The sequence below is a fragment of the Bacteroides sp. AM41-16 genome (assembly GCF_003603495.1).
Classification (GTDB): Bacteria; Bacteroidota; Bacteroidia; order Bacteroidales; family Bacteroidaceae; genus Bacteroides; species Bacteroides uniformis.
Genome location: NZ_QTNE01000019.1, coordinates 93,025 through 112,540 on the forward strand (window position 1 = coordinate 93,025; position 19,516 = coordinate 112,540).

A 19,516-nucleotide genomic window follows, 5' to 3' on the forward strand; every position below is an offset into this window, starting at 1 on the left:
AAAGAGATAAAAGGCAAAAGCAATGACATCCATATTAATTGTAGAAGATGATATTACTTACGGCATGATGCTAAAAACATGGCTCGGCAAAAAAGGTTTCCAAGTAACCTCCACCAGCAGCATTGCCCGTGCTCAAAAACATATTGAGTCGGAAACCGTGGACTTGATTTTGTCTGACCTACGCCTGCCCGACAAGGATGGCATTGACTTATTGAAATGGCTGGGCGAACACGGCCTGCAAATACCGCTTATCATCATGACGGGATACGCTGACATACAGTCGGCCGTCCAAGCCATGAAACTGGGAGCCTGCGATTACATTGCCAAGCCTGTGAATCCGGACGAATTACTGAAAAAAATAGGCGAAGCCTTGAATGCATCATCCTCCGCTTTGAAACAGATGATGCATCCGTCCCGAACAGATGACGCGTTTACCCCAAACAGACCATCCGTCTCGCCCAAACAGACGATGCATTCCGACAAGATGAAAAATCAGTCTCAGAAGAGTGCAGAAGGCTCATTGTCTTCCTCCGACTTCCTCGAAGGAGAGAGCGACGCAGCCAAACAACTCTACAATTATGTGAAACTGGTTTCACCTACCAATATGTCCGTACTCATCAATGGTGCCAGCGGAACGGGCAAAGAATACGTAGCCCATCGCATCCACCAGCTCAGCAAGCGTGCCGACCGGCCGTTTGTAGCCATCGATTGCGGTTCTATCCCCAAAGAATTGGCCGCTTCGGAATTCTTCGGGCATATAAAGGGCGCCTTTACCGGCGCACTGACCGACAAAACGGGCGCTTTCGTCGAAGCCAACGGCGGTACCATCTTCCTGGATGAGATAGGCAATCTGAGCTATGAAGTGCAAATACAACTGCTGCGTGCTTTGCAAGAACGCAAGATACGTCCGGTTGGTTCAAACAAAGAGATAAGCGTGGACATACGTCTGGTATCCGCCACCAACGAAAATCTGGAGCAAGCCATCGAAAAAGGAACGTTCCGTGAGGATTTATATCACCGTATCAATGAATTCACCCTGCGCATGCCGCAACTCAAAGACCGCCGTGAAGACATCTTGCTCTTTGCCAATTTCTTTCTGGACCAGGCCAACCGCGAAATGGACAAGCAACTGACCGGCTTTGATGACAAAGCATCCCGCGCCTTATTGGAATACCCCTGGCCTGGCAATCTGCGACAAATGAAGAATATGGTACGTCGTGCAACCCTGCTGGCACAAGGCAAATTCATTACTATCAACGAACTAAGTGAACTGAAAGAACCTGCATCGGCCATCATCGGCATCCCTCTCCGCAATGAGGAGGCAGAGAAACGTCAAATCATCGAAGCCCTACGGCAGACGGGAAACAACAAGAGCCGCGCTGCACAACTGTTGGGCATTGACCGCAAAACGCTGTACAACAAGTTGAAGCTTTATAACATATCCGACTAAAAGATGTGGAATAATTCCACACTCCTCTCCACACATTCCCCACTTTTCCACATTATACTACACTTTGCATAAAAACATATACATCTAGTTATCAAAGCATTACCCAACAAATAATTCTTTTGGCACACCATTTGACTTGTATTAAGTACAAGCAACAAGCGCTACAACAAACAAGCACTTAGACTTAACAATAAGATATAGCAACCTAAAAGCAAATGAATTATGAAAAAATTAGTATTAGTAGCAGCCCTGTTTATGTTTGTTTGTGGCGGAACGTTCTTGGCTCAAGCTAAGGCTCCGGTAGAACAGCCGAGTAAGACAACAACCTTGTCTAACGACACTGTGGTAACGGATACTTTGCAGAAAGCCGAGAACGTCCAAGACACAGCAAAAGTGGCCCAATAACAGTAAGCACACTACAACAAAAAGCCGTTTCCTCCTTGTCTATTCTGGGAAACGGCTTTTTTAATTGATAGTTGATAGTTGTCAACTAAGAAATCACCAATGTCTTTCCGGATAAAGGTCATTCCACCATGCCGGACTATCCTGCAACCAGCGGGCAAACCAAGCCATAATTGAATTGTGCCACAATTCACGTTTTGCATAATCAAGTACAAAATGGTTTTCACCATCCACGGTAATAAATTCCACCGGCTTGCCCAATATCTTCAACGCATTATACAACTGGATACTTTCACCGATAGGCACGTTCGTATCTACCGTGCCATGCAGCAACAACAGAGGGGTATTAATCTTGTCCGCATTGAACAATGCTCCATGCTTCGTAAACAAATCGGGATTATTCCAAGGATAGCTATCGGCTGCCGCAACAGAGTTATAGGAATATCCCCAATAACCCTCGCCCCAATAGCTCGTCACATTGCTGATGCCAGCATGCGAGGCAGCGGCAGCGAACATGTCCGTCTTAGTCTGCAGATACATCGTCATGAATCCTCCATAAGAGGCACCCAGGCATCCGATACGTTTATCGTTGACAAACGGATGGGCTGCACAGAATTTCTTCGTACCTTCAATGATCTCATCGGCCGTACGCTCACCCCATGCATTGACATGGCGTGCAGAGAACTCCTGGCCGTACCCGATGGCACCACTGGGCTGGATAACATAAACCACATAGTCACGTGACGCAAACAACTGTGCACAGTACGGGGAAGTTATACCGCGGGTTGTAGGAGTCGTTCCTCCATAATAGTATACGATAAGCGGATACTTCTTGTTCGGGTCAAAAGACGGCGGCAGACAAACCATTCCCTTTATCTCCGTACCGTCCGAAGCTGTAAAGTTCCACTCTTCCATCTGTCCCAGCTCAATCTTATCGAGGATGGGCTTCATGGGATTGGCAAGCAGGGTGGAAACTTTTTTCTTCGTGTCGTACGTATAAGCTACGCCCGTGCTGGTGTTTCCTCCGCCCACATAGGCAGCCACAACCGGATTGTCATCCGCCAGCGTGAAGGAAGTAATCACATCTTCTTCAAGCGGAAGCATTTCAAAGCCGCCCGTCTTCGGAACATAACGGTAGATATGCCTGCAATCCCCATCAGTCGTATCGAAATAGATACATCCGTCCACACGGTTCCACTGCACGGGAGACACCGTAGGATTGAAATCGCGCGTGATAGCCTGCACTTTCTTTGTAGCCAAATCCATAATGAATGCTTGGGTATCAAAGTCATTGGCTATGGGATGTTCACCGCAATTCTTGCCAATGCCTCCGAAAGCAGACGGACTGCCCGTCACCAGAAGCTGCTTCCCGTCCGGAGAGTAAGAAGCACTTCCCAGATAAGCATCCCAGGCGACCAGCGTATCTGCCTGCAAGGTGGTCAAATCAATCTCGAAAAGAGAAGAGAGGGAGAAAGGGCATCGAGTGATGTCCGGCTTGGAAGTGCTGCACAACAGTTTCTTGCCATCCGGGGAAATATCATTCAGATAGACGTTGTGACTACCGTAGGTCAGGCGCTCGGAAAGTCCCGTCGCCACATCGTATTTCATGAGATAATAGCGGTCACGAGAATTGGGGATACGGTCGTCCGGATGCAAGAGACGTTTCAACGGGCCACTCACCTTTTCGCCCTCGTCCGTGAGCATATAGATAAGATAGTCTTCTGTAGGAGACCAGCTGAAATATCCTTCGGGAACATTCTTCAGCAGCACTTCCTCACGCATCGTGGCGGGATCGAACACAACCAGGTCATTCTGCTCCTCGCCCATAACCGTATAATAGAGCTTGTTGCTGTTGGGCATCCAGTTCATCTTTTCATTGGCATTGGGCAATATCACCCGGCCGGTCTTTACCTCGGTCAGCTCACAACGGGTCCTGGAACGCTTCACGTCGTAATTGTCCGAATAGCGGGTCAGCAGATACTTGCCGTTGGGCGAAAGAGAAACCCTGCTCGCTCGGGAGCCGAAATTGGTGTTGAACAAAGAGAAACGTCTCTTCATGTCCGGTGCCATCCGGCAGGCTACATCGGCAAAGTCCTTTTCCTTTTCAAATTCGCATTTCAGCATCGGCTGCATCTTGTCGTCCGCGCTTGAAAGCAACTTGATGACAATCTCATAATCCGCTTCGGGGTCCATACGCAAACTGACAGCCGTAGGACGGACCTGCGACAAGCTGTCCTCCGCTGTCTCCTTGACTTGCTTGGATTCACCGTTTACAAACACCTCAAAACGGGCAGGAGAATATACATTCAGCTTGCCCTTCATGAAACGCTCCGCACGCAGATTGGTAGCAAACAGATAGAACAGATTGTCCTTGTCCGCCTTTGCCACAGTTACATATCCAGCCGTATCAGCAACCATACGTTCGTACCGACCTCCGTCGAAGTCGAGACTGACCTTCGTCTTCAGAAGATTGCCGGTAGTAAACTTGTCTCCCTTGAAGTTGATACTATCGCCCTGGAGGGGAGTGCGCACCGTAACGGCCGGACGCACGTTATACTCAGCAACTCTTTCCTGAGCTTGGGCAGCCAATCCCGCAAGGAGCAGCAAACCCGACAAAACTGTGATTTTCTTCATTACTGTAAGATTAAATCGTTTCAAAACCATTCCATAAATTTCCGGGAGGAACGGGCGCCTCCACTTCTATCAGTTCTTTGGACACCGGATGCACAAAACGGATATACCGCGCATGCAGACAGATGCTGCCGTCGGGATTGGAGCGGGGCGAACCATACTTCAAATCTCCCTTGATGGGACAGCCCATCTTTGCCAACTGACAACGTATCTGGTGATGGCGTCCGGTTTTCAAATCTATTTCCAACAGATAATAGTTCTGCGACCGCCCGATGAGCCGGTAATGCAAAATCGCTTTCTTGCTGCCCGGCACCTCCTTGTCGTATGCATAACTCTTGTTCTGTTTCTCATTTCGCACCAGATAGTTCACCAATTCCCCCTCTTCCTCGCGGGGCAAGTTCTTCACTACTGCCCAGTAAGTCTTCTTCACCTCGCTATTCTTGAACATCTCGTTCAGACGCGACAGTGCCTTACTGGTCTTGGCAAAAACAACAAGACCGCTCACGGGGCGGTCCAGCCGGTGAGCGACACCGATAAAGACATTTCCAGGCTTGCTGTACTTCTCTTTCAGGTACTGCTTTACAGTTTCCGAAAGCGGTGTATCACCCGTTTTGTCTCCCTGAACTATCTCGGAAGCGGTCTTGTTGACTATAATGATATGATTGTCTTCGTATACGACAGTCATCGGTTGTTAATGTTTAATGATTAGTGATTAATGATTAATGACTAACACCCAACTTCTCATTAAACATTAATCACTAATCATTAATCATTAAATTACATATTCATCCCACCATCTACCTGAATAACCTGACCGGATACATAAGAAGACATATCAGAAGCCAGGAAAGTAGCGATATTTGCCACGTCTTCGGGTGTGCCGCCACGACGCAAAGGAATCTTCTTGCACCATTCAGCCTTCACCTCTTCAGACAAGGCGTCGGTCATGGCTGTCATGATGAAGCCCGGAGCAATGGCATTGGCACGGATTCCACGAGAACCCAGCTCCTGAGCGATAGACTTGGCCAAAGCAATCATACCGGCTTTGGAAGCAGAATAGTTGGCCTGGCCGGCATTGCCGTGAACACCTACCACAGATGCCATATTGATAATGCTACCCGCCTTCTGGCGCATCATGATGGGTGTGCAGGCATGGATAAAGTTAAATGCCGATTTCAGGTTGACATTGATAACCATATCCCATTGCTGTTCGCTCATACGCATCATCAGACCGTCACGTGTAATACCGGCATTGTTTACCAGAATATCAATACGTCCAAAGTCCTTATGGATTTCTGCCACTACATTGGCAGTGTCTTCAAAATTTGCTGCATTGGAGGCATAAGCTTTTGCCTTTACTCCCAAAGCTTCCAATTCTTTTGCCGTAGCCTCGGCATTTTCATCAATCACCAAGTCAGTGAATGCGATGTTTGCTCCTTCTTGAGCGAACTTCAAAGCGATAGCCTTGCCGATGCCGCGTGCAGCACCTGTCACAATGGCTGTTTTTCCATCTAATAATCCCATATTATTTTAAAATTATTTATAAAATGTATTCTTACTTCTTTCCCAATGCACCAAGTACCAGACGGGTCACGTAAGTATCGCGTACCGCATCATCCAGATTGGCTCCTATATGACCGCGAATATAAGGTGTTTCAATACCTTTGACACTGTAATGCACAATCTCGGCAGTCATATCCAAGTCATCTATCTGGAAAACGCCCTTCTCCATACCTTCACGCAGAACCTCCTTGAAAAGCTGGGTCTCTGTAGCATCGAAACGTTTGCGCACTTTCTCCACTCTCCAAATATCCCGAAAGAAATTGGCACGAAGAGTACCATTTCGAAAGACAACCTCTTTTACCGCATCCAGATGGGTGTAAATCATCTCCATCAGTTTCTCGTCCGGCTGAATATCTTTCTCTACCACGTGCTTCATCATATCCGAAAGAATATCCAGCTCCGACTCGACAACAGCCAAGTAGATATCTTCCTTGCTCTTAAAATAGGTATAGAGCGTTCTCCTACCTTTCTTCGAAGCGAGGGCAATATCATTCATCGTGGTATTCTCAACGCCCATCTTTGCAAACAGCTGACGGGCAACGTCCACTAATTTAGCTTTTGTCTTCGATACGGTCATAGATTAATTGCACATTGCTTTATTATTTGAGCAAAAGTAAGACATTTCCGCATATCTTACAAGAAAACATTCATTTTATTAATGAACAGCCCTAAAAAGGAAGAAAAAAAGTAGGCTTATTATCGTTCTATTTATCAACATATTACTCATTAAAATCCACTTAACCTCAAAAATATCATGCATTTTATTTGCATATTAAATAAAAAGCCGTACCTTTGCACCCACAAAACGATAACATCGCGGAGTGGAGCAGTTGGTAGCTCGTTGGGCTCATAACCCAAAGGTCATTCGTTCGAGTCGGATCTCCGCAACTACAATGAGGATAAAAGGTTTAAAGACCGTTTATCCTCATTTTTTTAATTCCCATCAAGGACAGAAAAAAATGTTTGCGCAAATAATGTTTGTGCAAATTGCTTCCACACTTCCACCTCCTCTCCACATCCCTTTATTCATCGGCATTACAGATGCGGTGGAAGCAACTCAAAAGTGTGGAAGCAAAATTTGCTTCCACACCGTTTCACAAACAGAAATACTGACACACAAGAAGCTAACATAAAGTAACACAAGTTATTAATTTCTTGTATCACATCTTATTTATATCGTACCTGCACGAAATCAATATCCTGCAAACACGGTATTAATTCCATCTCCTCCCCCTTCAAATGCAATCAGAACAAATGCGTACAGCCACACAAAGCCAAGACTTCAATACTGTTTTCCTCTGTGCTTTATTCAGAGAATGAAGGTATTTATTACGTCGGACATAAGGAATCAACAGTATGCAACGGCCATGATGCAATCGCCTAACGGCCATCAACAACCCGCTTAACAGCCGTCAGCAGATCGCCGCACGACCATTAGGCGCTGATAAGGCAATGAGTAAAAGGGAACACTCCCCTATACACAAGTAAACAAAGCCCTATATACAACGGATTGAAAGCAGCGGTTTCCCTTAGAATATCCTGATGAAAAGCAACCCCAGCCCGATGGCAACGCCAGTCGAAACAAGTCCGGGAAGCATGAACGAGTGGTTCAGCACATACTTGCCGATACGGGTAGTCCCGGTACGGTCGAAATTGATGGCTGCCACTACGGTGGGATAATTGGGAATAAAGAAGTAACCGTTTACAGCGGGGAACAGAGCAACCAGTATCATAGGCGAAATGCCCAAAGCGATGCCCAAAGGCATCAGTGCGCGCACAGTGGCGGCCTGGCTATAAAGCAGAATCGACATGGCAAACAAGGCTATCCCGAACAGCCACGGCATTTGCCTCACCACTCCCTCGATGGACTGGGTCAACTGAAGCATGTTTCCCTGAAGAAAAGTATCTCCCATCCAGGCAATGCCGAATATGGCAATCACCGCCTGCATGCCTGCCGGGAAGACGGAACCTTGCGTTGCCTTCATGCCGTCGGTGCGAGTCAGCAGCAAGATGAGGGCGGCGGCAGAGAGCATCACGATTTCGATAATGGCGGACATGCCGAGTCTCACCGTCTCGCCGTCTATCACGAAGGCAGGACGCAAACTGTCGAACGAACCAAAGAACACGATAAAAACAGTGGCAAGGATAAAGATAAGCACGGACAAGACGGCATGCCGTTTATTGTGTATATCCTTTATCTCCACCTTCTTGACATCAAGATAGCCTTCGGTCAACCTCTTTCTGTACTCCGGGTCGTCTGCCAGCTCCTTGCCCACCTTCATGGAGAACAAGGCGCCCACAAGTACCCCGATAATGGTAGCAGGAATCGTTATTTTCAGAATATCGAACAAGGTGACATCAAATCCCGCCAGCAACCCAAGCAGTGCGACGGTGGCAGCCGAAATGGGACTTGCCGTAATAGCCTGCTGCGAAGCAATCACCGCAATGCCCAGTGGCCTCTCGGGACGAATCTTGGTCTCCGTGGCAACCTCGGCAATCACGGGAAGCACCGAATATGCCACATGTCCCGTGCCGGCAACAAAAGTAAACAAATAGGTCACAATAGGGCTCAAGATGGTGACCTGCGAAGGATTCTTCCGCAACAACCGTTCTGCCAGCTTTACCATATAATCCAGTCCGCCAGCCGCCTGCATGCAGGATGCGGCAGAAATGACGGCGGCTATCATCAACATAACGTCAATGGGAGGTGATGTAGGCTGCAATCCGAAACCAAACGTCAGAATTGCCAGACCTATCCCTCCCATTACACCCAGTCCAATGCCGCCCAAGCGGGCGCCTATAATGATAGCTACCAATACGAATGCCAATTGCAAGGCCATATACTCTACACTTTTTGATTCATGTGCAAAGATAAGTCATTTCGTATTATGGCTACTCACCTACTTCTATTTTAACTGCTTGTTTTAACTCCACACTCAAAGAGGCATCATCCTTTAACGGTGTCCAGAACACCCGGCGGCATTCATTCTTCTGTAAAAGACAACGATGATAGCGGCTGCCGGACAGATGCTCCGTATCGATATGGAAGGAACCGGTATTGACATCCCAATCGGCTATCTCGTCCAGATTCAGATAAAGGTTGCGCACTGTGCCGCTGTTGAAATGCAAGCTCTGCGCCTGCGCCGCAAGCGCAGTGACATGGCAATCTTCCAGCCGGGCAAGGTATCGCGTGCGGAAAGAGAGCGTATCGCAACGGAGTCCGTAGAAATTGGCTTCCATATCTTCCACATCTACCACAACCGCTTGTACCTCCGCAGGCAACCGCAATTCCATCCCTTCTGAACGAACCCTTATCCAAATGTCATTCTGAAGATGCTGTTCCAGCTTATCCTCCGGAAAGTCAAAGGTGACGAGCAGGGTATCGCCAACGGAAGTCATCGACATAAAAGCCTCCATATCCCCTGCATAGGAGAAACTGCCCTGCTGCAAAGAGTCTCCGGCAGTTACCTCCAACGGCACTTCCCCGAACGAGAACATACGCTCTGCCTCCACAATACCTTCTTTTTTCTGTTTCCACACCACCGGAGGCTGTGTCAGCTTCAACACCCTGCACGAGGGCAGCTGCACCGTTTTCCGTTCTCCGCCGATTTCCATAAAATTATCTTTCTGAGTGACATTGCGGTCCACCACATAGAACATGAGTCCGCATACCATTGCCACACCGGTAACCAGCATTCCTATCATTATATAAGTCGTTCGTTTCATAACTGTCTTCTTTTATTTTTGTTTCTTGATAAACTCCTGATACATCCCGGACAACTCCTCGGCAGAGATGCCCAGCGTGAAAATCTGCTTGAAGAAATAATCCACTTCCTCCTTCAGAAAATACTCTTTCCTCAACGAAAGAATCAGCTTACGTGCACCTACCGACACAAAATAGCCGATACCCCGCTTGTTGTAAATCACTCCTTGCGTCTGCAAGTAGTCGTACGAACGCATCACCGTATTGGCGTTGACCTCTACCACAGCCGCATATTCCCGTACCGAAGGAATACGTTCTTCCTCCTGATATTGCCCGAGAAGTACCTCGTCGCAAATGCGGTCTGCTATTTGCAGGTAGATGGCTTTGCTTTCCTTAAAGTTCATAGTTACCAGCGATTAATGATTTCGGACTCCTTGAAACGGAAATAGGCAAGCACCCAGTTGAAAAGGGCGAAAAACGAAGTTATAAAAATCAGCCAGTCACTCGATGCTTCCCTGTTGATATAAGGCTCGGTCATAAAAAAATTATTGGGTAGAATGGTTTCCAGACACAATACAGCTATCAGGATATATGAAACGAAGATGCAGACACCGGCCGCAAAAGTCTTGATAAGTGCATTTTTGGGCCAGACCGTACTGCCCAGCAGGAAGAAAGACTGTAGAAAAAAGTAGCAGCTCAGGAATATACCCACCACAGCCGGTCCGCTTCCTATCGTCTCATAGAAACGGTTCGTGTTACAGCAGAATTCCCACAACGGAAAGGAGTGAACGACATGCAGCTCCGGGTAGGCCAGAAGATAGAAGACGACTCTTGTCAAGTCCGCCAGCTTGAAAGCTATCAGAAAGACCAAGATAAAGCCGCAGGTAGCCACCAGCCAGCGGGCAAAGAATTTCTCGAACATGGTGGCAGGTGTCATGAGCACAACGGTACGACTCGTCTTGCTTTTCATCCTTTCCATGGCAAACGAGGCGCTAATGCATCCCCAAATGACAAGTCCCCAAAGAAAGAATCTGGACTCAAACTCCCAGATAGGGTCCATGCCCACAGCTCCCGCTTCCAGATTGTGATACTGATAGTATCCATTCCAGACAAAGACTATGGCCAACATTCCGTAGACCATCACCGAGCGGAGTATATAGGTCTTCCAATTCTCCACCATCTCTTTGCGGCATACGTTCACAAAGCGATGCAAACTAAAAAAGGTATCGCGTATCATTATTCATTTGTTTTAGTGTGAAACATTTCCGCTATCTTCCCAGGCTCTGCAAGTACGGCGCCAAACAGCAGTTCAAGATTAATCTCCGATTCCTCACCTTCCGTATTGGGCAGCATCAAGAAATTGCCTTGTACGGAGGGAAGCGTGTACAAGGCAGTCGCAGCCAACTCCCGGTCGTCACTCTCCAAGAAGAACAGCTTACTGCAAATGCTGGCAGTGGATTCGTCCAGCAATACGCGGCTGTTGTCCATAATCAGCACATGGTCCAGTACTTTGTCAATGTCACGCACCTGATGGGTGGAAATGACAATCGTCTTGTCGTCCGACATACCCGAAGCCAGAAATTTGCGGAACTGGCTCTTTCCCGGAATATCCAGTCCATTGGTAGGCTCATCCATCAGCAGCAGGGAAGTATTGGTGGCCAGCGCAAAACTCATGAAGATTTTCTTTTTCTGCCCCATGGACAAGGCTCCCAAATCAGCATCCATATCCATCTCGAAGAAATGTAGGTACTTCACCATGTCTTCCTTGCTGAAACGGGGATAGAACTTACTGTTCAGTTCAATATAGCTGACCAAGGAAATAGGAGGCAGCTCGAACTCCTCGGGTACCAGAAACATGTCCTGCAACGTGACGGGCAACCGGCGGCGCATGTCGGTATCATGATACATCACTCTCCCACGTTTGGGAGCCAACAAACCGCTCATCAGATAGAGCAACGTAGACTTGCCGGCTCCGTTCTTACCCAACAGACCGTAAACCCGGCCGGCTTCCAGCGAAAGTGAAAAATCGCTCAGGACTTCTTTCCGCCCCTTGCGATAACTAAATGAAATGTTTTCTACTTGTAACATACGCTTGGATGAATTAAATATCTTATTGTTTATGTGTATTAGTATAATAGTACACCGCAAAAGTAGACATTCTTTTCAATACGACAAGCGTTTCAAGAAAAAAAATGCTCAGAAAAAGGAACAATTCTATTCTTTGGTTCGAAATTAGCCTCACACGCAAGAAGATTAGGACACTTCTGTATCCATTTAGGACTCTATATTTCCTGCCACTTGCTTTACATTTGCAAAGGAGCTAAAGACATGAATATGAAAAACGAAGAAAAGATTTACCAACTTAACACATACAATATAGCAGAATATACAAGTACGGACTATACCGACAACGATATTGCTATACTTGGAGATTTCAAGAACTTGCTTTTCAACAAGTATTTCAAGTTGAATGCAAACATCTATGTGGTCTGTGTAAAAGGAAGACTGCAGATAAACATCAATACCCAAAAATATGCTATCTACCCCGGTGAGATGCTGATTTGTATGCCCAATATGATTCTGAGCAATTGCACAACCAGTTCCGACTTCAAGGGCGCCATGTTCTGTCTGTCGACCCAGATTACACAGAAGTACCTTCATAAAAGTAGTGACATATGGAACAAGGCTTTCTATATCAGCCAGAATCCGGTAGTACGCATTGACAAGGACAGAGTGCAACTGTTCGATTTATACTATAAGGTGATACGTGCCCGAATGAAACAAGCGGAGCAGTCCTACTACAAAGAAGTCATCAGGTCGCTGATACGCACCATGCTGTATGAGCTGCTGGCAGATTTAAACCAGTTGAGCACCCCTCCCGAAAGCCAAATGGTGAAGCGGAGCAACATTCTATTCAAGAGATTCCTCGACCTGCTGGCCTGCACCGAGGTGAAAAAACGTTCTATTTCCTATTATGCGGGTAAGCTGTGTGTTACTCCCAAATATCTTTCCACCGTCTGCAAAAAGGTCAGCGGAAAGACAGCCTTCGAGTGGATAAACGATTATGTGGTCGAAGACATCAAATATTTTCTGAAGTATTCCAATAAGTCTATCAAGGAGATTTCCGAGCATCAGGATTTCCCCAACATCTCCTTTTTCGGGAAGTATGTGAAGACACACTTAGGCACTTCACCCACGGACTACCGCAAGCAATCACTGCCTCCAAGGGGGACCCTGCAACAAAAAAGGAGGAGCTAAGAATCACTCTCCACTCCTCCCGACACGACAAACAACTAAAATTATTGCTATTTGATGCCGTCCAATGCCTTGTTTGCTGTGGCATTGGTGGGGTCGATAGCCAGAATTTTATTCCAGTACTCTTTCGAAGTAGCATAGTCACTCTTCAACAGATAGTAGTAGCCCAGATAACTGTAACACTCTATCAATGCAGAGTTGTACCTCGGTTCGTTTTTGGCAAGCAGTACGTCCACCACCTTCTCGTAATAAGGTTTCGCCAATCCCTCTGTAGTTTCGGGGTCCATGGCAGAGTGTGTGCGGGCGCGCCACATATCTCCCAAATAACTGTCGGGAGCTTGTTCGGCAACAAGTGCGAACACAGAGTCGGCAGCCTGCAATGCCGCCATGCGGTCGGCAGACTGAACGGAGAGAGTGTCCGAGGACGTACCCTCTCCGTAGTACAGACGCCCTAACTGGAATAAGTTTTCGGACGTCTTTTTATCTTGTGCCAGCGAGTCATAGTACTTTTTATAAGCAGCAATGGCTTGGGTATAGTCGTTTTTCAATTCATAAGCATCGGCAATCTCACGCCACAAATCCACCTGACTCTCATCCTTCTCCAATGCCTTACCATATTCCTCAATGGCCTGGTCATATTTCTTCAGAGCACTCAACAGAGCACCGTGATAGCGGTAATCCAAGCATGAATAATCGGCATTATCCGAAGCATTGAAGAAAGCATCGGCAGCCTTCTCTGCCTCGTCATAACGCTTGAGGTCGACATTGTTGTACATCACAAGCCGGTTGAATGCGGCATGGCGGGCATTCTTCTGCAAACCTTTCTGCGCCACCGCCAAGGATTTCTCGAAGTCGTGGTTCAGGAATAGTGCAAAAGCATATTTCAGGATGTCATCTTCCGTAGCCACGGGAGTATCGATGAACTTGGCATAGGTGTCGGCAGCCTTGCCAAAACGGTTGGTGGCGTAATACACTTCCGCCAGCTCCTTGTCTGCTTCCAGGCAATCCGGAGCTATGGCCTTCAGCTGGTTCAGCTTCTCTATGGCCTGCGAAGGACTGGCAGACTTGTATGCCTGCGCATATTTCAGATACGCATCCTTATAATTCGAATCAAAATAGATGGCTTGCTCATAAAGCTGGCATGCCTTTCCGATATCTTTCCGGGCAAAAGCGATGTCACCCTCGAGTACAGAAACTGCCGGAGCCTTGTTGTCGGCCTTTCTTGCCATCTCCAGATAGGTTTCCGCCTCTTTCAGCTGTCCTACATCCAGATAGGCACGGGCCACGGAAGTCACAAGCTCCACATTTTTCTTGTTCTTGCCCTTCAGCAGTTCTCCGGCTGCGTCGGAAGCCTGCTCCGGATTCGTCTTTATCAGACTTTTTACTTTATCCACCCCCGCCTGCCATTCGGGCACCGGCGTTTGTGCGGCGAGCGTACCTGCAAACAGCATCGCTCCCAAACAAAATACAAATCTACGTTTCATGTTAGCATTCATTTTAGTTATTCATCCTTGACGTTCACCACGCGCACCGGTTGGGTGGCGGGGACCAATCCCGACTTCAATATAATCCGCTGTCCCCGGTCGGAAGCGAGGAAAGAGGCAAATCCCCACGGAAGTGCGCTCCGCGGATCATTCAACAAGGCATAGATGCTGCGTGCCAACGGATAATCACCGTAATACAAATACGCCTGATAGGGTTTGTAACTGTTGTCCGGCATGGCCTTGTCAGCAGCACTGACGGACATCAGCCGCACCTCTTTACTGAAAGAGAGCCCCGTACTGTCATTCCGGTCGCTCAGCCAGTTCACGCCGATAATACCGATGGCATCAGGCGTGCGGGCCACGTAGTCAATCACCTCCCTATTGGTTTTCAACGCTTTCAACTGACTGGAAAGCGGTACACCCTTACAGATGGAATCGACAGCAAAACGTACGGTACTGGAGTTCTTGTTGTCAAACACAAGACTGATATCCCCCAGACGGGAAGCCGGATAGATATCTTTCCACTGCTTCGCATCACCCGTCAGGATGCGGCGGATGTCCTTCACACTAATCAATGAATCCGGATTGCCAAGATGGGTTATCAATGCCAGCCCGTCCGTAGCAATCTTTATCTCCTGCGGAAAAAACTTCCGGCTATTGAAGGAATTCATCTCTTCGGGAGTCAGTCTGCGACTGGTTATTGCCAACCGCAGACTGTCCTTGAGCAAGAGGTTGACGGCATCGACTTCCGTCACATAACGGGGCACAATTCCTGCCAAGGGGAACAGTCCTTCGAACACGTCAATTTCTTCCTGCACAATAGGCTGGAAACTTTCGTCCGCAGCAATTGCAATCACACCGGAGGTATACGTATCCGTTTGTCCGTCCTTGGGCTTGCTTTGGCAGGCAGACAGCAGAGTCAGCAGCACCAGCAAGCCTGAAAGCTGAAGTTGTTTCACCGTTTTCATAACACACACACTTATTGTAATCTAAACATCACCGGTATCGTATATTTCACCGATACGGCCTTACCATTCTGCTTGCCGGGAATCCATTTGGGCATGGACATAATCACACGGACAGCTTCTTTATCCAGATAGGGGTCTACACCTCTCAGCACTTTCACATCACGCACCTTGCCGTCGGCACCTACCACAAACTGGCAGGTTACACGCCCTTGCGTACCGTTTTCCTGGGCAATGGTCGGATACTTCATATTCTTGCTGATGAACTGCATCATCTCGGCCTGACCACCGGGGAACTGGGGCATCTGCTCTACCATATCGAAAACCTTTTCAGGTTCCGGTTCGGCCTGCGTCACCACTTGTTTCAAGTCGGCGATGTCCTTGCCGTGTTCCTCGTCATTACCTTTCACGTCGGCAATGGAGATGGCAACTTTCGTTTCCGTCAGTTCTGTCTGGCTTTTTATTTCATCCTCGTCCCTCACTTCCTCATCCTTTTTGATGACGGGAGCGGTAAACTTAATGGAGCTTTTCAATGCAGGCGGCGGTGGGGCCACGGGCTCTATCCGCTTCATCTCTTCCTGCTTCACTTCCGGTTCTTCCAGCTGCGAAAGGGTAGTCACTTCGGTCATCACCTCTTTCTGTTTGGGGGTAGCCATCTTTATCAGCGTAGGGATACTGAAACCTATCAATGCAATTACAATTACCAGTATCACGGCAATGTTGTGCCGTCTGGGAGAGGTCTCACGCATCTTATAGGCTCCATATGCTTTGTTCTTACCACTGAACACGAGGTCACACCATGCTTGGGAGCTTAAATCTACTTTAGCCATATTCTTTCCTTTCTTTGGGTGTTACACATCATTCAGCAATGTTCTGGGACAATTCGCCCTTGCTTTCGTAGTTCTTCATCAAGAACTCGTCGGCTTCGGCAATATCCGTTATCACATACTTACCTATATTACATATCTGCATTTCATCGAGAGCATCAATCAGATTCTTGTACGAAGACTTATCGGTAGCCTTGATGATGACTGTCGGCGTATCCTTTCCGCTTTTTATCTCGGAAAGCTGTTTCCGGTAGTCATCCTCTGATATCTTAAGATCCAGTTTCTGCTGCTTCAGTCTGTTCACCTCGTTCACAGCAACTCTATTACGTTGCAGAAGCATTGCCCGCAGACCATCCGCCTGATAGGTAGTTTCCTTCAGTGAAGTATAGTCCTTGTAGTTAGGTTCCCCTTCGTAATAATACAACTTGTTGTCATCCCCCAGCAACAGCGTGATGGCTTGGGAAGCCTTGACTTTGGTCTGCTGCTCCTCGGTGATGGTCTTGTCATTGCTCGGCATGCTTATCTCCATGGTCTGAGGTTTGCTCAGTGAGGTACAAAGCATAAAGAAGGTAATCAGCAACATGTTCATGTCCACCATAGGTGTAAAGTCCACCCTGACAGTCATTTTCTTCTGCTTGCTTTTTCCACCTTTCTTGTTGCCGCTTTCTTGTATTTCAGCCATAATGTTTCCTTTCTTGTTCTACTTGTAACTCGTAGCTTGTCACTCCTCACTTGTGGTCTTCAGAGAAGTAATCAGGTTGTACCGGTTCTCTCTGAGGTCCTGAAGTGAGTTCATCACATTTTTTATTACGGAATAAGGAGTATTGGCATCTGCCTTGATGGCAATGCGCAAATCACTGTTCACTGCACGGGCGTTGCGTACCCAGGCCTTGAACTGATTGTCAATACTGTCTGTCGGTATCCCCTCATTCTTCAATACAGCATCTTGCTGGTCTTGCGGCAAGTCGAGGTATTTCTTCATACTCTTCATCGGCACACCAAAGGTAGACGCCAGCATGAATTTTTTAGTTTCCTCCGGAGTGAAAGTCACTCCATACTCCTGCCCCATAGCTTCCAGCACTTCGCGCAAGTCGGACTGCTTGTCCAGACTCATAAATACTTTTCCGCTCGGATCGACCAATATCTGGAGTACATTTGTCTCCGGAATCTTAATCTCGGATACAGAGGCGGGAGTCGTTACTTGTACCGGCTCTTTCTTCACGAACGTAGAAGTCAGCATGAAGAAGGTCAGCAGCAGTACAGTTACGTCACTCATCGCCGTCATATCGATGAACGTACTTTTCTTTTTTATTTTCGCTCTGCCCATAATCGTTTCATTGAAAATTAAAATTGAGAATTCATTCGTTGAATAGATAATAGAAGCCTACGTCACAGCGCAGCTCCAACTATCAGCAGTCAACTATTTATGGGTAGCTGCAAAAGTCTGCACGATGGAGAAACCAACCTCATCGAGGCTGTAAGTCAACTTGTCAATCTTGTTTGTATAATAGTTGTAGGAGATAACGGCCAATGCACCGGTCAAGATACCGAAGGCAGTATTAATCAAAGCCTCAGAAATACCTTGCGACAGAGCCATGGAGTCGGCTGAACCTCCGGCTGCAAGGGCGGCAAATGAACGGATCATACCGATAACTGTACCGAGCAATCCCATCAATGTACCTAAAGTCGTGATGGTACCAATAATAGGAAGATTCTGCTCCATCATCGGCAGTTCCAGCGCAGTGGCTTCTTCCAATTCCTTCTGGATGGCAAGCAGTTTCTGGTCTTTGGACAGCTCTGTGTCATTCTCCATCTCGGCATACTTCTTCAAAGTGGCATTTACCACATTGGCTACAGAACCACGTTGTGAATCGCAGATTTGTTGTGCCTTCTTCATATCACCTTCAGCCAAGGCTGCTTTGATGTTAGCTACGAATTTCACCAATGACCCCTTACCAAAGGCAGCGCCAATGGCAATATAACGTTCAATACTCAGTGCGATGACAGTCAGCAAAAGCGTTTGAATTACAGGAACAATGAATCCACCTTTATAGATGGTACCGAGGAAGTTACCCGGCAACGGATGGTTGTTCGGGTCGTTGTTCATAAAGTTGGAGGGATTTCCCAACACAAAGTGAAAAATAAGCACGGCGATGATAAAACAGATTACGATTACCCAACCGGCGGATCTGATGCCTTTAAAAGAGGCTGCTTTTTTTTGAGTAGTTTCCATGATGAAAAGTTTAATTGTTGGTATTTAAATAGAGTTTTGAAAATAAAGCATAGGGATACGACTTCCCGCTTACGAACCGACAGGGCGTAATCATCCTTGCAACCTTAACTAACATATATGTACACTAAAGGTCACCTGCCTTCAGTCTCTTCAAGACAATAAGGAGAAAAAGGGGGAAATCAATAAGAAGAAAAGTTGGCTAAATCAAAATCCGCCGAAGCGTATAAATATAGTAATCACTGCCCGTCAATGCATAGTACGGGTCTTTATCTGAGTAGTATAATTTAGAGCGGCCTTGCACGAGTAGATTCTCGTGGTTGGATAACATCAAAAGAATGTTTCTGAGGAAAAGATTGTCTTCAATCACCCTGCGCAAACGCTGTTGATGAGAAGAGTAAGTTTCGGAAACCGGTTTGTTTCCCAGTTCGACATCCGTAGTCCATGCGAACTTGGTATTCGTGAACAATGAATTCTTCTTGTCAATACTATTGTCGGAAGTAGAAGAACATGAAGATAAAGAAGCGGAAACTTCAGCAGTTCCGGCCATTCTGTCATCCACCTGCACCAGGTCAATGGCTTTACCGCTAATGCTGCAAGTCAACATCAGTAGCATGCATATCCAGAATGTCTTTACAGTTGTTTTCATGTCGTCTAATGATTCTACAATAAATAACAGATGTCTCTCTTATTTGTTTTACAGCTATGTTACTTTCTTTTGTAAAAAGATTAAATTGTTCACTGATTAAAGGATTTACTATACCTTTTAATACACTGTAAAGGTACGAAGAATATATGAAATACGAAAGTGGAAATAGGATATAAAATACTGATTTAAAAGTTTTTAATCATTCATTTAGCACCTTAATTCGGGAATTAATCTGATGAATATATGATGAATAATTATATATAATAAGGTATAGTGATTAGCGGTAGAAACGGAATGTTAGAGGAGAGGTATATAAAACGAACAAAGCCTCCGTATCCTTATCAGACACGGAGGCTT

At 46.8% G+C, this 19,516-nt stretch carries 19 protein-coding genes and 1 tRNA gene; 4 read left to right on the forward strand and 16 right to left on the reverse strand.

The window, feature by feature from the left end; all coding sequences use genetic code 11:
• The first annotated feature begins 22 nt into the window (after window positions 1-22).
• Window positions 23-1,450: a sigma-54 dependent transcriptional regulator gene (locus DW896_RS15870; protein ID WP_117599216.1), complete on the forward strand. Its 1,428-nt coding sequence runs from the start codon at window positions 23-25 to the stop codon at window positions 1,448-1,450.
• A gap of 222 nt (window positions 1,451-1,672) precedes the next feature.
• A complete protein-coding gene (locus DW896_RS15875) occupies window positions 1,673-1,855 on the forward strand; it encodes a hypothetical protein (RefSeq protein WP_005828596.1) in 183 nt (60 codons plus the stop codon).
• Between the two features lie 93 nt (window positions 1,856-1,948).
• Here DW896_RS15875 and DW896_RS15880 read toward each other — a convergent pair whose 3' ends face one another.
• The 4 genes from DW896_RS15880 to DW896_RS15895 all read right to left on the reverse strand — a co-directional run bounded on the left by DW896_RS15880 (window position 1,949) and on the right by DW896_RS15895 (window position 6,623).
• Window positions 1,949-4,486 (reverse strand): prolyl oligopeptidase family serine peptidase, encoded by a 2,538-nt coding sequence (locus DW896_RS15880; RefSeq protein WP_057253232.1) that lies wholly within the window; start codon window positions 4,484-4,486, stop codon window positions 1,949-1,951.
• Between the two features lie 10 nt (window positions 4,487-4,496).
• Complete coding sequence (locus tag DW896_RS15885; RefSeq protein ID WP_005828600.1) at window positions 4,497-5,168, reverse strand: RluA family pseudouridine synthase; 672 nt, start codon at window positions 5,166-5,168, stop codon at window positions 4,497-4,499.
• Window positions 5,169-5,260: 92 nt separating this feature from the next.
• Window positions 5,261-6,007 carry a 3-oxoacyl-[acyl-carrier-protein] reductase gene (gene fabG, locus DW896_RS15890; protein ID WP_005828602.1) on the reverse strand — a complete coding sequence of 249 codons (747 nt, stop codon included), beginning with the start codon at window positions 6,005-6,007 and terminating at the stop codon, window positions 5,261-5,263.
• 31 nt (window positions 6,008-6,038) lie between these two features.
• On the reverse strand, window positions 6,039-6,623 hold the full coding sequence (locus DW896_RS15895) for a TetR/AcrR family transcriptional regulator (RefSeq protein ID WP_005828604.1): 585 nt from the start codon (window positions 6,621-6,623) through the stop codon (window positions 6,039-6,041).
• A 238-nt stretch (window positions 6,624-6,861) separates the two neighbouring features.
• Here DW896_RS15895 and DW896_RS15900 point away from each other — a divergent pair.
• Window positions 6,862-6,934, forward strand: a tRNA-Met gene (locus tag DW896_RS15900).
• A gap of 641 nt (window positions 6,935-7,575) precedes the next feature.
• Here DW896_RS15900 and DW896_RS15905 read toward each other — a convergent pair.
• The 5 genes from DW896_RS15905 to DW896_RS15925 are packed head-to-tail and all read right to left on the reverse strand — an operon-like array spanning window position 7,576 to window position 11,837.
• On the reverse strand, window positions 7,576-8,886 hold the full coding sequence (locus DW896_RS15905; RefSeq protein ID WP_008665936.1) for an anaerobic C4-dicarboxylate transporter family protein: 1,311 nt from the start codon (window positions 8,884-8,886) through the stop codon (window positions 7,576-7,578).
• A 52-nt stretch (window positions 8,887-8,938) separates the two neighbouring features.
• Entirely contained in the window at window positions 8,939-9,772 is an 834-nt protein-coding gene (locus tag DW896_RS15910) for a hypothetical protein (RefSeq protein WP_005828612.1), read from the reverse strand.
• Between the two features lie 12 nt (window positions 9,773-9,784).
• On the reverse strand, window positions 9,785-10,153 hold the full coding sequence (locus DW896_RS15915) for a GntR family transcriptional regulator (protein WP_005828614.1): 369 nt from the start codon (window positions 10,151-10,153) through the stop codon (window positions 9,785-9,787).
• Between the two features lie 2 nt (window positions 10,154-10,155).
• Entirely contained in the window at window positions 10,156-10,986 is an 831-nt protein-coding gene (locus tag DW896_RS15920; RefSeq protein WP_117713902.1) for a hypothetical protein, read from the reverse strand.
• Window positions 10,986-11,837 (reverse strand): ATP-binding cassette domain-containing protein, encoded by an 852-nt coding sequence (locus DW896_RS15925; RefSeq protein WP_005828621.1) that lies wholly within the window; start codon window positions 11,835-11,837, stop codon window positions 10,986-10,988. The genes DW896_RS15920 and DW896_RS15925 overlap by 1 nt, the downstream gene beginning before the upstream one ends.
• A gap of 246 nt (window positions 11,838-12,083) precedes the next feature.
• Here DW896_RS15925 and DW896_RS15930 point away from each other — a divergent pair, with 246 nt between their 5' ends.
• Window positions 12,084-13,007: an AraC family transcriptional regulator gene (locus DW896_RS15930; RefSeq protein ID WP_119993546.1), complete on the forward strand. Its 924-nt coding sequence runs from the start codon at window positions 12,084-12,086 to the stop codon at window positions 13,005-13,007.
• A 47-nt stretch (window positions 13,008-13,054) separates the two neighbouring features.
• On the opposite strand, the gene DW896_RS15935 is transcribed toward DW896_RS15930, so the two are convergent.
• The 7 genes from DW896_RS15935 to DW896_RS15965 form a co-directional block, all read right to left on the reverse strand.
• Complete coding sequence (locus tag DW896_RS15935; protein WP_009037282.1) at window positions 13,055-14,500, reverse strand: lipopolysaccharide assembly protein LapB; 1,446 nt, start codon at window positions 14,498-14,500, stop codon at window positions 13,055-13,057.
• Between the two features lie 5 nt (window positions 14,501-14,505).
• Entirely contained in the window at window positions 14,506-15,456 is a 951-nt protein-coding gene (locus tag DW896_RS15940) for a PstS family phosphate ABC transporter substrate-binding protein (protein ID WP_005828635.1), read from the reverse strand.
• Window positions 15,457-15,467: 11 nt separating this feature from the next.
• Window positions 15,468-16,283, reverse strand: coding sequence for an energy transducer TonB (locus DW896_RS15945; RefSeq protein WP_005828639.1), 816 nt, complete (start codon window positions 16,281-16,283; stop codon window positions 15,468-15,470).
• Between the two features lie 28 nt (window positions 16,284-16,311).
• Window positions 16,312-16,962, reverse strand: coding sequence for a biopolymer transporter ExbD (locus DW896_RS15950; protein WP_005828642.1), 651 nt, complete (start codon window positions 16,960-16,962; stop codon window positions 16,312-16,314).
• 39 nt (window positions 16,963-17,001) lie between these two features.
• Window positions 17,002-17,607 carry a biopolymer transporter ExbD gene (locus tag DW896_RS15955; RefSeq protein ID WP_005828648.1) on the reverse strand — a complete coding sequence of 202 codons (606 nt, stop codon included), beginning with the start codon at window positions 17,605-17,607 and terminating at the stop codon, window positions 17,002-17,004.
• Window positions 17,608-17,700: 93 nt separating this feature from the next.
• Complete coding sequence (locus tag DW896_RS15960) at window positions 17,701-18,513, reverse strand: MotA/TolQ/ExbB proton channel family protein (RefSeq protein WP_005828650.1); 813 nt, start codon at window positions 18,511-18,513, stop codon at window positions 17,701-17,703.
• A gap of 199 nt (window positions 18,514-18,712) precedes the next feature.
• On the reverse strand, window positions 18,713-19,159 hold the full coding sequence (locus tag DW896_RS15965) for a hypothetical protein (protein ID WP_005828652.1): 447 nt from the start codon (window positions 19,157-19,159) through the stop codon (window positions 18,713-18,715).
• Between the last annotated feature and the right edge of the window lie 357 nt (window positions 19,160-19,516).

Excerpts from the sequence above, each read along its gene's own strand:
- DW896_RS15870 (WP_117599216.1), top strand. The coding sequence starts at position 23 with ATGACATCCATATTAATTGTAGAAGATGATATTACTTACGGCATGATG.
- DW896_RS15875 (WP_005828596.1), top strand. The coding sequence starts at position 1,673 with ATGAAAAAATTAGTATTAGTAGCAGCCCTGTTTATGTTTGTTTGTGGC.
- DW896_RS15880 (WP_057253232.1), bottom strand. The coding sequence starts at position 4,486 with ATGAAGAAAATCACAGTTTTGTCGGGTTTGCTGCTCCTTGCGGGATTG.
- DW896_RS15885 (WP_005828600.1), bottom strand. The coding sequence starts at position 5,168 with ATGACTGTCGTATACGAAGACAATCATATCATTATAGTCAACAAGACC.
- fabG (WP_005828602.1), bottom strand. The coding sequence starts at position 6,007 with ATGGGATTATTAGATGGAAAAACAGCCATTGTGACAGGTGCTGCACGC.
- DW896_RS15895 (WP_005828604.1), bottom strand. The coding sequence starts at position 6,623 with ATGACCGTATCGAAGACAAAAGCTAAATTAGTGGACGTTGCCCGTCAG.
- DW896_RS15905 (WP_008665936.1), bottom strand. The coding sequence starts at position 8,886 with ATGGCCTTGCAATTGGCATTCGTATTGGTAGCTATCATTATAGGCGCC.
- DW896_RS15910 (WP_005828612.1), bottom strand. The coding sequence starts at position 9,772 with ATGAAACGAACGACTTATATAATGATAGGAATGCTGGTTACCGGTGTG.
- DW896_RS15915 (WP_005828614.1), bottom strand. The coding sequence starts at position 10,153 with ATGAACTTTAAGGAAAGCAAAGCCATCTACCTGCAAATAGCAGACCGC.
- DW896_RS15920 (WP_117713902.1), bottom strand. The coding sequence starts at position 10,986 with ATGATACGCGATACCTTTTTTAGTTTGCATCGCTTTGTGAACGTATGC.
- DW896_RS15925 (WP_005828621.1), bottom strand. The coding sequence starts at position 11,837 with ATGTTACAAGTAGAAAACATTTCATTTAGTTATCGCAAGGGGCGGAAA.
- DW896_RS15930 (WP_119993546.1), top strand. The coding sequence starts at position 12,084 with ATGAAAAACGAAGAAAAGATTTACCAACTTAACACATACAATATAGCA.
- DW896_RS15935 (WP_009037282.1), bottom strand. The coding sequence starts at position 14,500 with ATGAATGCTAACATGAAACGTAGATTTGTATTTTGTTTGGGAGCGATG.
- DW896_RS15940 (WP_005828635.1), bottom strand. The coding sequence starts at position 15,456 with ATGAAAACGGTGAAACAACTTCAGCTTTCAGGCTTGCTGGTGCTGCTG.
- DW896_RS15945 (WP_005828639.1), bottom strand. The coding sequence starts at position 16,283 with ATGGCTAAAGTAGATTTAAGCTCCCAAGCATGGTGTGACCTCGTGTTC.
- DW896_RS15950 (WP_005828642.1), bottom strand. The coding sequence starts at position 16,962 with ATGGCTGAAATACAAGAAAGCGGCAACAAGAAAGGTGGAAAAAGCAAG.
- DW896_RS15955 (WP_005828648.1), bottom strand. The coding sequence starts at position 17,607 with ATGGGCAGAGCGAAAATAAAAAAGAAAAGTACGTTCATCGATATGACG.
- DW896_RS15960 (WP_005828650.1), bottom strand. The coding sequence starts at position 18,513 with ATGGAAACTACTCAAAAAAAAGCAGCCTCTTTTAAAGGCATCAGATCC.
- DW896_RS15965 (WP_005828652.1), bottom strand. The coding sequence starts at position 19,159 with ATGAAAACAACTGTAAAGACATTCTGGATATGCATGCTACTGATGTTG.